The sequence below is a fragment of the Rhodococcus sp. NPDC076796 genome (assembly GCF_040702765.1).
Taxonomy (GTDB): domain Bacteria; phylum Actinomycetota; class Actinomycetes; order Mycobacteriales; family Mycobacteriaceae; genus Rhodococcoides.
In genome coordinates, this window is the sequence record NZ_JBFBMS010000007.1 from 44,844 (window position 1) to 58,519 (window position 13,676).

10 protein-coding genes are annotated in these 13,676 nt (G+C 63.6%); 3 read left to right on the forward strand and 7 right to left on the reverse strand.

Going from position 1 to position 13,676, the window contains the following annotated elements; genetic code table 11:
* Positions 1 to 99: 99 nt before the first annotated feature.
* Positions 100 to 939, reverse strand: coding sequence for a helix-turn-helix transcriptional regulator (locus AB0366_RS20230; RefSeq protein ID WP_366245517.1), 840 nt, complete (start codon positions 937 to 939; stop codon positions 100 to 102).
* A 77-nt stretch (positions 940 to 1,016) separates the two neighbouring features.
* Between AB0366_RS20230 and AB0366_RS20235 the strand changes: the two genes are divergently transcribed.
* Positions 1,017 to 1,742 carry an SDR family oxidoreductase gene (locus tag AB0366_RS20235; RefSeq protein ID WP_366245519.1) on the forward strand — a complete coding sequence of 242 codons (726 nt, stop codon included), beginning with the start codon at positions 1,017 to 1,019 and terminating at the stop codon, positions 1,740 to 1,742.
* A 16-nt stretch (positions 1,743 to 1,758) separates the two neighbouring features.
* Here AB0366_RS20235 and AB0366_RS20240 read toward each other — a convergent pair whose 3' ends face one another.
* The 6 genes from AB0366_RS20240 to AB0366_RS20265 form a co-directional block, all read right to left on the reverse strand.
* Complete coding sequence (locus AB0366_RS20240; protein ID WP_366245521.1) at positions 1,759 to 2,259, reverse strand: metallophosphoesterase; 501 nt, start codon at positions 2,257 to 2,259, stop codon at positions 1,759 to 1,761.
* 27 nt (positions 2,260 to 2,286) lie between these two features.
* Complete coding sequence (locus tag AB0366_RS20245; protein WP_128646152.1) at positions 2,287 to 3,045, reverse strand: ATP-binding cassette domain-containing protein; 759 nt, start codon at positions 3,043 to 3,045, stop codon at positions 2,287 to 2,289.
* Complete coding sequence (locus tag AB0366_RS20250; protein WP_347870896.1) at positions 3,042 to 4,061, reverse strand: iron chelate uptake ABC transporter family permease subunit; 1,020 nt, start codon at positions 4,059 to 4,061, stop codon at positions 3,042 to 3,044. The genes AB0366_RS20245 and AB0366_RS20250 overlap by 4 nt, the downstream gene beginning before the upstream one ends.
* Positions 4,048 to 5,016 carry an iron chelate uptake ABC transporter family permease subunit gene (locus AB0366_RS20255; protein ID WP_347870895.1) on the reverse strand — a complete coding sequence of 323 codons (969 nt, stop codon included), beginning with the start codon at positions 5,014 to 5,016 and terminating at the stop codon, positions 4,048 to 4,050. Before AB0366_RS20255 ends, AB0366_RS20250 begins: the two co-directional genes overlap by 14 nt.
* Before the next feature lie 32 nt (positions 5,017 to 5,048).
* On the reverse strand, positions 5,049 to 6,002 hold the full coding sequence (locus tag AB0366_RS20260) for an ABC transporter substrate-binding protein (RefSeq protein ID WP_347870894.1): 954 nt from the start codon (positions 6,000 to 6,002) through the stop codon (positions 5,049 to 5,051).
* A 92-nt stretch (positions 6,003 to 6,094) separates the two neighbouring features.
* Positions 6,095 to 9,370, reverse strand: coding sequence for an error-prone DNA polymerase (locus AB0366_RS20265; RefSeq protein WP_366245522.1), 3,276 nt, complete (start codon positions 9,368 to 9,370; stop codon positions 6,095 to 6,097).
* Between the two features lie 139 nt (positions 9,371 to 9,509).
* Here AB0366_RS20265 and AB0366_RS20270 point away from each other — a divergent pair, with 139 nt between their 5' ends.
* Complete coding sequence (locus AB0366_RS20270; RefSeq protein ID WP_366245524.1) at positions 9,510 to 11,639, forward strand: MMPL family transporter; 2,130 nt, start codon at positions 9,510 to 9,512, stop codon at positions 11,637 to 11,639.
* 34 nt (positions 11,640 to 11,673) lie between these two features.
* Positions 11,674 to 13,674 (forward strand): SDR family oxidoreductase, encoded by a 2,001-nt coding sequence (locus tag AB0366_RS20275; RefSeq protein WP_366245525.1) that lies wholly within the window; start codon positions 11,674 to 11,676, stop codon positions 13,672 to 13,674.
* The last annotated feature ends 2 nt before the right edge of the window (positions 13,675 to 13,676 follow it).

Below are 13,676 nucleotides of genomic sequence, written 5' to 3' on the forward strand. Positions count from 1 at the left end.
GATCGTGCGGATTCGACCTGCAGAACCCATGTTCGACGACCGTGCCGGGCTTATCCAGGACTTCCCGATCCACTGATACGACCGACACCGTGGATCGAATCAGGACAGAACCTGAGTTCCCACCACCGCGAGCAGTTCCAATTTGGCGTAGCTCTCGCTGCCGGGGACTGCCGTGTACACCAGCAGTCGCTGCGCTTGCTCGGGGTCCAGCAGGGTCTGGCAGTTCAGTTGCAGCAGGCCGACCGTCGGGTGCAGAAACCGCTTGGACTCGGGTGGGTGAACCCCTACTTCGCGCTTCCCCCACAGGGTTCGGAATTCCTCGCTGACCTCGAGCAGCTCTGTTGACAGGTGCGCTGCTCGCGAGTCGGGTCCGCGAAGAGTGACGATTTCGCGCAGCCCCGACGCGTACACCCGAGACAACACGGCACGTTCTTCGGGCGGGTACGACTGCCGCACCTCGGGGTCGGTGAACCATCGGTATCCCAGACTCCGATTCGGCCCGGTGCGCAACGACGCATCCCCGGTAAGTGCCGCTCCCAGCGGCGTCTGGCGCAGAGTTTCTCCGATTTCGGACACGATCTCGGCGGGCGTGTCGTTCAGGCGGTCCAGAATTCTCAGCATTCCTGGGCTGACATGCTCGCTCGACGACCCGCGGGCGGGAGGATTGTGCCCGGCGAGTCGGAACACGTGATCACGCTCGCCGAGCGACAGATGCAATCCCTGTGCGATGGAAGCGATCATCTGCGCCGACGGGGCGGGTCCGGTGGCCCGTTCGAGTCGTGCGTAGTAGTCGGTCGACATGTGACACAGTTCTGCGACCTCCTCCCGGCGGAGGCCTTGTGTGCGCCGGCGCTGCCCCCGTGGCAGCCCGACGTCCTCCGGTTGCAGTGACTGCCGTCGCTGCCGGAGAAACGCTGCCAATTCCGGTCGATCGATCACGTCGGTTCCTTCTTTCCGTGCGTGCGCATCGCACCTGCAGTGAATTGTGCCTGCTGCTCGGTGGATATTGTCGACAGATGAGTGCTCCCTTGACCGTCGTCACCGGCGGAAGTCGCGGAATCGGCGCTGCGGTGTCCAGGCGGCTGGTGGCCGACGGGCACGATGTGGTGGTCGGCTACCGCTCCGATTCCGCTACGGCTCGAGCAGTGGCGAGCGAATTGTCGACCGACGGCCGAACGGTGATTGCCGTACGGGCCGATACCACCGACGAGCAATCGGTGATCGACCTCTTCACCGCGGCCGCACGGATCGGCACCGTCACCGGCCTGGTGAACAACGCCGGTTCGGCGCGTGCCGTAGGGGCACTGGTGGACAACGACATCGAGACCATCAGAGCGGACGTCGACGTCAACCTCGTCGGGGTACTCACCTGCTGCAAGTACGCGATCACGGCAATGGCCGAATCGGGTGGCTCCATCGTCAACATCTCCTCCGCTGCGGCGACCCTGGGCAGTCCGGGGATGTACGTTCACTACGCGGCAGCCAAGGCCGCCGTCGATGCGCTGACGGTCGGACTGTCGAAAGAAGTTGCTGCGCAGACTATCCGCGTCAATGCAGTGGCACCCGGCGTCATCGAGACCGACTTCCATCGAGATCGGGCGCGGCCACAGAAGATGGCGTCGAGCATCCCGCTCGGCCGCCCCGGTGTGCCGGACGAGATCGCCGGGGCGGTGTCGTGGTTGTTGTCCGAGGATGCGCGATACGCGACCGGAACCGTCATCAGGGTGGCCGGCGGAATGTGAGTACTTCGCATCGCCGCTATCGAGGGGGGATGCGATGCAGCTCCACGTTCGTCAGCGCGCCGTCTTCGGCTGTGGCCGTCATGTAGGTACAGAACGGTTGCCGACGCCGATCCGTCGGCGATCCCGGGTTGAGCAGCCGAAGACCGTTGTCTGTGAACGTATCCCACGGTATGTGACTGTGGCCGAACACGAGCACATCCGTTTCCGGGTACGCGGCCGCCATCCGTCGTTCCCGTCCCGTCGCGGCACCGGTCTCGTGGGTCACGGTGAACCGCACCCCGCCGAGTACGACGTCGGCGCGCTCGGGCATCAGTGCCCGCAGGTCCTCGCCATCGTTGTTGCCCCAGCACGCGACCAGTCGACGCGACCGCTGCGAAAGCTCCTCGAACGCGGCCAGATTCACCCAATCACCTGCGTGGATCACCACATCGGCGTCGTCGATGGCGGTCCATACCTCGTCGGGCAAGGCGCGAGCCCGTTTCGGGAGATGAGTATCGGCAATCAGCAGCAGCTTCACCACTCGATTGTGCACGTCGCCGATCGACTACCGCACATAGACGGCAGTGCGGTGTCCCTCGACGACGTGGACGCGAACCGGGGTGTCGAACACCTCGCTCAGCACGTCGTCCTGCATCATCTCCTCAGCAGTGCCCGTGTTGACGATGATGCCGTCGCGCATGGCGACGATACTGTCGGAGTAGGCGGCGGCGAAGTTGATGTCGTGCACGATGAGCACGATGGTCTTGCCCAGTTCGTCTGCAGCACGACGCAATTGCTTCATCATCAGCACCGAGTGCTTGAGATCGAGATTGTTCAAGGGCTCGTCGAGCAGAAGATACTCGGTGTCCTGGGCCAGCACCATCGCCACGAACGCTCGTTGCCGTTGCCCGCCGGAGAGTTGATCCAGAAATCGCCCTTCGAGGGCAGCCAGATTCAAGAATTCGAGGGCCTCGTCGACGTGCGCTTCGTCCTCGGGACCGAGCTTTCCCTTCGAATGCGGGAACCGGCCGAACCCGACCAGCTCACGGACCGTCAACCGCGCGGTGATGTGGTTCTCCTGGCGCAGGATCGACAGGTGCTTGGCAAGTTCCCGAGACTTCGCCACGCGAACGTCCATCCCGCCCACGGTGATCGTGCCCGTGGTCGGGTCGAGTAATCGCCCGATGACCGTCAGCAGGGTGGATTTCCCTGCTCCGTTCGGCCCGACGAGAGAGGTGATCCCGCCCTTTGCAATGGCACCGGTGACGGGACCGAGAACGGTGGTGTCCTGATAGGACTTGGTCACATCACGAAAGTCGATCACAGCGTCCCCTTACGAAGAATCATGATGAGGAACAAGATGCCACCGGCGAATTCGATGATGACGGTGAGAAACCCGCCGGCATAGAAGACGTGCTGCATGACGAACTGCCCAAGTAGCAATGTCAGGAAGCCCAGCAGGAACGCCATCGGGAGGACGTAGATGTGCTTGTAACTGCCGGTAACCTGGTAGGCCAGCGTCGCGACGATGAAACCGAAGAATGTCATCGGTCCCACGAGAGCCGTCGAGAACGCCACCAGCAGCGCGATGAGCATCAGCATCGCCATCAGTTCGCGCTTGTAGGACACCCCGATCCCCATGGCTGCCTCCCGTCCGAGCAGCAGAGCGTCCAGGTGGTGTCGGCGCTTCCACAGCACTACTGCGGCGAACAGGCACACCCCGAACGCCAACGGCAGGTAATCGCCCTTCACAGCGCTGAGTCGGCCGAACAGTTCAACCGACAGCATGTCGTATTCGGTGGGTGAGAGCAGGCGTTGCAGAAACGTCGAGATGCTGTCGAATGCCAGACCGAGCACAACTCCGACGAGCAGCATCAGGAACAGGCTGCCGAGCTTGCCGGAGAACAACCAGCCGTACAGAACCGTGGCGAGTGCGACCATCAATGCCGTCTGGGCCAACAGCTTCGGGATGCCCTCGGTGTTGGCGATGACGGTGCCACCGAAGACGAACACCATGATCGTCTGCATCAGCGTGTAGAGCGAATCGAATCCGATGATCGACGGCGTCAGAATGCGGTTGTTGGTGACGGTGTGAAAGACCACCGTGCCGAGGCCGTGCGTGAACGCCGCAACGGCCATGGCTCCCACCATGTTCAGCCGCCGGGGAAACGCGAAGGCGAACGATCCGCGCACGAACAGGAACAGGAAACACACGACGGCGATCGCCACGATCACCGACAGCACCGCCAACCGCATCCTCGGCGTGAAGCGCGACGCCTTCGGTCCGTGCGGCATCGGTCCGGTGATGCGCGGGCCCACACGGGAACTAAGCACTGACATGCCGACGCTGCCTCACGATCAGAACGACGAACACGATTGCCCCCAGAACTCCGAGAACAACCGATGCGGGAATTTCCATGGGTGCCACGACCGTTCGGCCGACGAGATCGCATGCCAACAGGAGACCTGCACCGACGAGCGCCACCCAGGGAAGGTTCTTGCGAACGTCGTCGCCGAGCATCATCGACACCAGGTTGGGCACGATGAGTCCGAGAAACGGAATGAACCCGACGACCACCGTGGTGACGCCGGTGGCCACGGCGACCATCGCGACGCCGACAAGAACGATCTGCTCGTACCTCATCCCGACGTTCGTGGCGAGCTCCTTACCGAGTCCGGCAACGGTAAAGCGATGCGCCAGCAGGTATGCCAGCACCGCGATGACGATCACCGCCCACATCGGTTCGTAGAACCCTCGCACGATGCCGCTGAATCCGCCGGACCGCCAGGCCGACATCGCCTGCAGGAGATCGAAAGTCCCGGCGAGGAACGTGGTGACGGCCCCGACGACGGCACCCAGCATGATGCCGACGAGCGGGACCACCAATGTGGTCCGGACCGACAGCCGCCGGAGCACACCGACGAACAGCAGCGTGCCGATCAGAGCGAACACCGTGGCGACGAGCATCTTGGTCATCGGCGGCGCGTCGGGCAGCACGATCAATGTGGCCAGGACACCGAGTCCGGCCCACTGCGCCGTGCCGGCGGTGGTGGGTTCGACGAACTTGTTCTGGGTGATCATCTGCATGATCACCCCGGAGATGCTCATGGCCATGGCTGCGAAGATCAACGCCAGAGTGCGCGGAACCCGCGAGATCAGGAACATGTTTCTGGCCGCGGGATCGTCGATCATCGTGGCGACGGTGATGTCGTATCCGCCGACGAGTAGTGACGCGGCGGTCAGCAGCGTCACTACTCCCATGATCGCGGCAAGCAGCAGTCTCTTGTTCGTCATGTCGGTGATCCGTCGTACGGTGTTCGTCCGGCCTACGCGGCGTTCTCGAACGCGTCCGAGATCGACTGGAACGCTTCGGTGTACGCCTGGATTCCCTCGCGGGTGTAGAAGAACGGATCGAGGTAGATGATCTGGTCCTCGGTGGTGAAGGTGGTCTCGGCGAACGCTTCCTGTGCGTCGAATACGGCCTTGGCCGGGGAGGAACCGGGCTCACCGGCTGCGGCGTCGCGGTCCAGAACGATGACCCAATCGGGGTTGGCCTGAGCGATGGTTTCCGGTGCCAGACCCGAGTCACCGTGGACATCGCCTGCCTCACCTGCGAAGACGTCGGTCAGGGTGAGGGGTTCGAGCAGACGACCGATGCGCGCAGCACCATTGTCGATCTTGCCGCCGTTGACGTTGGCGAGAAATACCGTCTGTCCGGTGGTCTGCGCTGCAGCAGAAGCCTCGGCCGCGTCGAGGGCCGCGATGATCTCGGCCGCTCTGTCCTGCAGGCCGAAGATGACGCCGAGCGTCTCGGTCTGAGTCTTCAGCGTCTCGACGAAGTTCTCGTCGTCGGGCGAGATGTCGATGGTCGGCGCGATCTGGCCGAGCTCCTCGGTGTACTCCTGGAATCGATAGCCGCCGATGATGAGATCCGGTTCTGCTTCGCTGATCACTTCGAGGTTCGGTTCGCGATGGGTGCCGACGTCCAGGATGGCGTCGTTGTCGATCCACTCCTCGAAGCCCGTCGACGGCATGATGGGTTTGGGAAGAGCAACCGGCTCGACACCGAACGCCCGAAGCGTCTCGAACGAGGTGTTGTCCAGCGCTGCCACGCGCACCGGATTTGCCGGAACCTCCATGCTGCCGTTGTTGGTCTCGACGGTGACGGTTGCGGCGTCGGCAGATTCGCCCGTGGTCGAATCGGTGCTGCACGCACCGAGTACGAGCATCGAAGTCGCGGCGGCTGCGACGAGTAGACGGGGGGCGCGGAACGTTCTCACTTCGGTGTACTCCGTTGCTCGATGTTTACCGGGGCTTTGGTTGAGCAGTAAAGTATCACTTAGGCAAGGCTATGCAAATTCAGGTTCCTTGGTCAGCGAAAATCCCTCGATCTGGACGCAACGCGCAGATCCATCAGCTGCAGATGATCGGCCACCACGGTCACCGCACCCTCGGCGTTCTGCACTTTGCCTCGAATCAGCAACGCCGGAGCCGTGATCGCCAGCTTGCGGTACTTGGCCCACAACCCGACCGAGCACACCACGTTGACCATGCCGGTCTCGTCCTCGAGGTTGATGAACGTGACGCCTCCTGCCGTTGCCGGCCGCTGGCGATGCGTCACCGCTCCGCCGACGAGCACTCGGTCTCCGTCCGGAATCTGCAGCAGCCGGTTCGCGGGAATCACGCCGAGGGAATCGAGCCGATCTCGAAAGAACTGCGTGGGATAGGAATCCGGTGACACACCGGTCGCCCAGACGTCCGCCGAGGCCAGGTCGAGATCCGACATTCCCGGTAGTGCAGGCGCTTTCGTCGACGCTCCGATGCCAGGGAGCAGGCCCGGACGCTCCCCTGCCGCTGCACCCGCAGCCCACAGTGCCTCTCGGCGAGTGATGCCGAAACACCCGAGTGCGCCTGCCGTTGCCAGCGCTTCCGCCTGTGCCACCGACAGTTCGACTCGTCCCGTCAGGTCCAGGAACGAGGTGTACGGCCCGTGTGCGTCTCGCGCGTCGACGATCTTCTGAGCCAGTGCGGTACCGATGAACTTCACATCCGCCAACCCCATGCGAATTTCGAGGCCGTCCGCCTCGAGATTCGCGTGGCCGAGACTGGCGTTCACGTCTGCACCGTGGACGAGCACCCCGTGCCGCCTGGCGTCGGCGACCAGGGATTGCGGTGAGTAGAAACCCATCGGTTGGGCGCGCAGCAAACCGGCACAGAATGCCGCCGGATGGTGCAACTTGAACCACGACGAGTAGAAGACCAGTGAGGCGAAGCTCTGCGAATGGCTCTCGGGGAAGCCGAAATTGGCGAAAGCCGACAGCTTTTCGTAGATTCGGTCCGCTGCGGCGCCGGTGATGCCGTGCAGATCGCGCATCCCGTCGTAGAACCGACCACGCAGCAGTTCCATCTTCTCCGGTGATCGCTTCGACCCCATGGCACGGCGCAGTTGATCGGCGTCGGCAGCACTGAACCCCGCGACATCGATGGCCATCTGCATCAGCTGTTCCTGGAACAGCGGCACCCCGAGAGTTCGATCGAGCGCCTTCTTGAGCGACGGATGCTCGAAGATCACCGGCTCGAGTCCGTTGCGGCGCTTGATGTACGGATGCACCGAGCCACCCTGGATCGGACCGGGACGGATCAGGGCGACCTCGACCACCAGATCGTAGAAGTTCCGCGGCTTGAGCCGCGGCAGAGTGGCCATCTGCGCGCGGGACTCGACTTGGAACACCCCCACCGAATCGGCTCGCTGGAGCATCTCGTACACCTCGGGCTCGGACAGGTCGATCGAGGCGAGTTCGATATCGATGCCCTTGTGCTCGGCGATCAGGTCCATCATGTAGTGCAGCGCCGAGAGCATGCCGAGCCCGAGCATGTCGAACTTCACCAAACCCACTGCGGCACAATCATCTTTGTCCCACTGGAGCACACTGCGGTTCTCCATCGTCGCCCATTCCACCGGGCAGACGTCGGCGATCGGCCGATCGCAGATCACCATGCCGCCGGAGTGAATGCCGAGGTGCCTCGGGAAGCCCTCGATCTGCCGCGCGAGTTCGAGAACCGACTCGGGAATACCGTCACCTTCCTGATCACCGACTCCGGACCAGCGGGTGATCTGCTTGCTCCATGCGTCCTGCTGCCCCTGCGAGAAACCGAGCGCACGGGCCATGTCTCGCACCGAGGACTTACCGCGATAGGTGATGACGTTGGCCACCTGAGCGGCATGAGTGCGGCCGTACTTGGCGTAGACGTGCTGGATCGCCTCTTCTCGACGGTCGGATTCGATGTCGATGTCGATGTCGGGTGGTCCGTCGCGTTCGGGTGCGAGGAAGCGCTCGAACAGCAGCTTGTTCGCCACCGGATCGACGTTGGTGATGCCGATCGCAAAGCAGACAGCCGAGTTGGCCGCGGAACCTCTTCCCTGACAGAGGATGTCGTGTGTCTTGCAGAAGTGGACGATGTCGTGGACCACCAGGAAGTAACCGGGGAATTCGAGCCTCTCGATGATGTCGAGCTCGTACTCGAGCTGCGAATAGGCCGCCGGGTTCGCCGACTGCGGGCCGTACCGACGAGCGGCCCCCTCGAACGTGAGTCGACGAAGATAGCTGATCTCGGTGTAACCGTCGGGCACATCGAATGGCGGCAGGCGCGGCGCGATCAACTTCAGATCGAACGAGCACTCCCGACCGAGCTCGACGGCACCGCGCACCGCGCCCGGATAGTGCTGGAACATCTCCGCCATCTCCGCCCCGGACCGTAGATGTCCGCCGCCGGTCGGTGCCAACCACCCGGCGGCGTCGTCCAAGCTGCTCCGTGCGCGCACAGCGGCCATCGCCATGGCCAATCTCCTGCTGCGCGGGCCGGCGTAGTGCGCGGCCGTGGTGGCGATCGTCGGAAGTCCGTACCGCCGAGCCAGCGTCGCGAGAGCGTCGTTGCGCTCGTCGTCGTCTGCGACGCCGTGCCGGGTGAGTTCGACGGTGACACGATCGGATCCGAACCGGTCGACGAGAGTGCGCAGCGCGGCCTCTGCCGCCTCCGGACCACCACGCGAGAGCGCCTGCCGAACATGGCCCTTTCGGCAACCGGTGAGAATTTGCCAGTGACCGCCTGCTGATTCGGTGAGTTCGTCGATGTCGTACTGCGGCTTACCTTTGACCCCGCCTGCCAGGTGTGCAGCAGCGATCCGACGCGAGAGCCGGCGATACCCCTCCTGGCCGCGAGCGAGCACCAGTAGGTGAGTGCCGTCGGGATCGGTCTCCCCGGCTCGGGATCGATGCGTGTCCAGCGAGAGTTCGGCACCGAACACGGTTCCGATACCGAGAGCTCTGGCTGCCTCGGCGAACCGCACGACCCCGTAGAAACCGTCGTGGTCGGTGATGGCGATGGACTCGAGGCCCAGGCGTACCGCCTCCTCGACCATCTCCTCGGGCTGCGAGGCACCGTCGAGAAAGCTGAACGCCGAGTGCGCATGCAATTCCGCGTACGGCGTCACCGACAGCACGGGCTTGTCGATGGTGCGTTCGTAGACGTCCCTCTTTCGCGACCAGGCCGGGCTGTCGCCGCCGTCCCCCTCGGCCACCGGCTTCGGACGTCCGGACAGGACTCGTTCCATCTCCGACCACGTGGGTGGTCCGTCGTTCCATCCCATCGAGCCCACCTCCTTCACGCCGCCGTGCCATCGAACACTTGTTCTAATGAGAACACGAGGGTCCGACACGGATCAACTAGAGTCGAATCGCCACTGACCCTTTTCACCGAATCCCCTTTCACAGAGCCGGAGCACAGACGTGACGCGTTGGGCCTCGTTCGTCGTATCGCACAAACGATGGGCACTCGCAGTTGTCGTCGCCGTCGTCGCCGTCGGCGGGATCTTCGGACTCGGCGTCTTCTCGAAACTGAGCGAGGGCGGTTACGCCGACGCAGGCAGTGAATCGTCCGAGGTCGCGCGACTGGTGCAGGGAATCGGCCAACCGACCCCCGACATCGTCGCGATCTACACCGCTCCCGAGGGCAGGACCATCGACGACATCGGGCCGCAGGTGCAGGCGACGCTCGACGAGTTCAGCAGTCGATACACCCTCGGCAACGTCAGCTCGTACTGGAGCGCAGACCCGATCAGCAAGGAATTTCTGGTCTCCAAGGACCGAACCAAGGCGCTGGCCACGGTGTCCCTCGGCGCGAACTCGGGCGTCACGTTCAACACCTTCGGCGAACTTCCGCCCCAGCTCGAAGTGCCCGGCGTCGAATCGCAGTTCGCCGGCGCGTCGGTGGTGGGAGTCTCGCTCAGCGAGACCCTCGAAAGCGACCTGATCCGCTCCGAGATCATCGCTGTCCCCATCACCCTGCTGCTGCTGATCTTCATCTTCGGCGGCGTGATCGCTGCAGCCGTTCCGGTGTTCGTCGGCATTCTGAGCGTGCTCAGCTCCCTGGCGATCCTGCGGATACTCACCGAATTCACCGAAGTCAGCTCGTTCTCCATCAACGTCGCGTCGTTGCTGGGACTGGGCCTGGCCATCGACTACGGACTGTTCATCGTCAGCAGGTTCCGCGAGGAGCTACGCGGTGGACTGACGCCGATCGACGCGACAATCCGCACCGTCGCCACCGCAGGCAAGACCGTCGTCTTCTCCGGACTGCTGCTGATCTGCGCATTCGCCGGGATGCTCGTCTTCCCGCAGGCGGTGATCCGATCTCTCGGGTTCGGGGCAATGGCCGCGGTGGCGAGTGCAGCCGTCCTGTCCCTGACCGCGGTCCCGGCCCTACTCGCAATTCTCGGCACCCGCATCAACTCCTGGACGTGGTCGCGCACCGCGTCCGATCGCAGTGATGCACGCGCACACAGGTTCTGGGGCGGCATCGTCACCCGCGTCATGAAGCATCCAGGCATCGTCGCTACCGTCATCGTCGCCGGGTTGCTGATCATTGCCACCCCGATCCTGAAGGTCTCACTCGGAGAGGTCGACTACACGGCGCTGCCGAAGGACAACCCTGCGCGCATGGCATTCGAGACTCTCGGTTCCGACTTCGAATCCACCGGCGAGGGCGCAACCGTGGTTCTGCGCGGCCTGGACGGCGTCAAGCCTCAGGGCGCACCGATTGCGGCACTGACCTCCGCTGTGGAATCCACGCCCGGCATCGCCCGAGCCGAATTCCTGGGCTCCAAGGACGATTTCGTGACGCTTCAGGCGTCGTACAGCGAACCGACCCAGGGACTGAGCGAGGCCGAATCCCAATCCGACGCAGTGGCGGCGCTGCGCTCGATCGCTCCCCCGGACGGTAGCGAGATCCTCGTGGGCGGCGGGCGAGCCAACGTCGACGACGGCAACGCTGCGATCGCGAAGTGGCTACCGGTGATGATCGCCATCATGGTCGTCTCGACGTTGGTGTTGCTGTTCCTCGCGTTCGGATCGATCGTGCTGCCCATCAAGGCGGTCCTGATGGCTGGACTGAGCCTGGCCGCGACCTTCGGCGCACTGACGTGGGTGTTCCAGGAAGGCCACGGAGCCGGCCTGCTCGGCGTCACCCCCGGACCGCTCGAGTCGACGTTCGTGGTTCTCATTCTCGCGGTCATCTTCGGCTTGTCGACCGACTACGAGGTGTTCCTGATGTCGCGCATGGTCGAGGCCCGCGCGGCTGGAGCGAGTACCGAGGAAGCGGTGATCTTCGGCGCTCAACGCACCGGACGCATCGTGACTGCGGCGGCGTTGATTCTTATCGTCGTCACCGGAGCCTTCACGATCTCGGGTCTGTCGATCATGAAATTCCTCGGCGTCGGAGTCATCTTGGCCCTGATCATCGACGCGACGATCATCCGTATGTTGCTGGTTCCGTCCTTGGTCAAACTCATGGGCGAGGCCAATTGGTGGGCACCGGCCTGGATGAAGAAAGTGCACGAAAAAGCCGGTATCGGACACTAGCCCCGGAACTTACTTAAGAGTAAGGTCGGCTCGCATGGCGAACTACATCGTAACCGGCGGTACCGGGTTTCTCGGGAAGAACGTCCTGCCCCGATTGCTCGAACGTGATGCGCTCGCTGCGATCCACGTGCTGGTGCGTCCCCAATCGGTGGCTCGCCTCGAGCGACTCGCAGAGCACCTCGACGGCGGCGACCGAATTCACCCGCTGGTCGGCGACCTCACCGAACCGGAGCTCGGACTCCGAGACGTGCCTGCCGACATCGACCACATCCTCCACCTCGGGGCCGTCTACGACCTGACCGCAGGCGACGAGCAGACCCCGACCAACGTTGCCGGAACCGCCTCGGTGATCGGCCTCGCCGAGAAGACCGGGGCCCGCCTGCACCACATCTCGTCGATCGCCGTTGCGGGTGACTATCGAGGAACGTTCTCCGAGAACGACTTCGACCTCGGTCAGAAATTTCCGACTGCCTATCACCGCACCAAGTTCGAGTCCGAGAAGTTGGTGCGCGACAGCGCTGCGGACTGGCGGGTGTATCGGCCCGCCGCGATCATCGGGCACTCGGAGACCGGTGCCATCGACAAGGTGGACGGCCCGTACTACTTCTTCCCGTTCTTCGCGGAACTTGCCAAGCTGCCGTCCGCCCTACCGATCACCGTGCCGAAGATGGGCGCTACCAACCTCGTTCCGGTCGACTACGTCGCCGACGCCATCGTCGAGCTCGTACATCGAGACACCTCTCCCGGCAGCGTGTTCCATCTGGTCAATCCGACGCCTCAGTCGATGGCAGAGGTCTATGCCGCGTTCTCGTCCGCAGCCGGATCTCGCGCGAGGATCATCGATGTACCCGGGGCGCTGGTCGCTCCTGTCGTCTCTCCCAAATCCAGGGCCGTGCGCAAACAGCGCGACGCCGCCCTCCGCGATGTCGGTGTGCCACCGGTGATGCTCGAACACCTGACTCTGCCCACCGTGTTCGAGTCGGCATCGACACAGAAAGCGTTGCAGGGCAGCTCGATCACACCGCCACCACTGCGAACGTACGCCGATCGCGTGTGGAAGCACTGGCGGGAGAACTTCGATCCCAAGCGCAACCGCCGAAACGACCCACGCGGGCCGCTGTTCGGCCGTCACATCGTCATCACCGGTGGCTCGTCCGGAATCGGCCGAGCCAGCGCCGAGGCAGCTGCCCGCAAGGGCGCAGTGGTCATTCTGCTCGCGCGCGGTCAGGACCAACTCGACGAGGTGGTCGAGCACATCCGCGAATCGGGCGGCACCGCCTATGGCTACTCGTGCGACGTCACCGACAGCGAGTCGGTGGACCAGACCGTGAAAACCGTTCTGAGCGAACACGATCACGTCGACATGCTCGTCAACAGCGCCGGTCGGTCCATCCGCCGCGCACTCTATCGATCCACCGATCGGTTGCACGACTACGAGCGCACCATGGCCGTCAACTACTTCGGGGCCATACGACTGGTGCTGGCACTGTTGCCACACATGCGCGAACGCAGCTTCGGGCACATCGTCAATATCTCCAGCGCTGCGGTCCTCGGACACCCTCCCCGTTTCTCCGCCTATGTGGCCAGCAAGGCAGCACTCGACGGCTTCACCGATGTGGCTGCCGCAGAGACACTCTCGGACGGAATCACCTACACCACCATCCACATGCCCCTGGTGGACACGCCGATGATCACCCCGACGGGCGACAAGAACGTCGGCCCGGTCTTCTCACCGGAGAAGGCTGCCGCCATCGTGATTCGCGCACTGAGCGACAAGCCGAAGCGAATCGACACTCCGTTGGGAACACTCGGACAATTCGGTGCCATGTTCGCGCCGAAGGGCAAAGACCGCACGATGCACCAGCACTACCGCAAATTCGCCGAATCCGCTGCAGCCAAAGGTGAAGCGCCGGTCACGATCGAGAACGGGAAAGTGCCCTACCGAGTCCGCCGGTACGATCCGAAAACTCCAACCGCACGCATCGGCAAAGTGATCCGACGCGTCGGCAGATTGGTCCCCGGCACCAGTTGGTGACC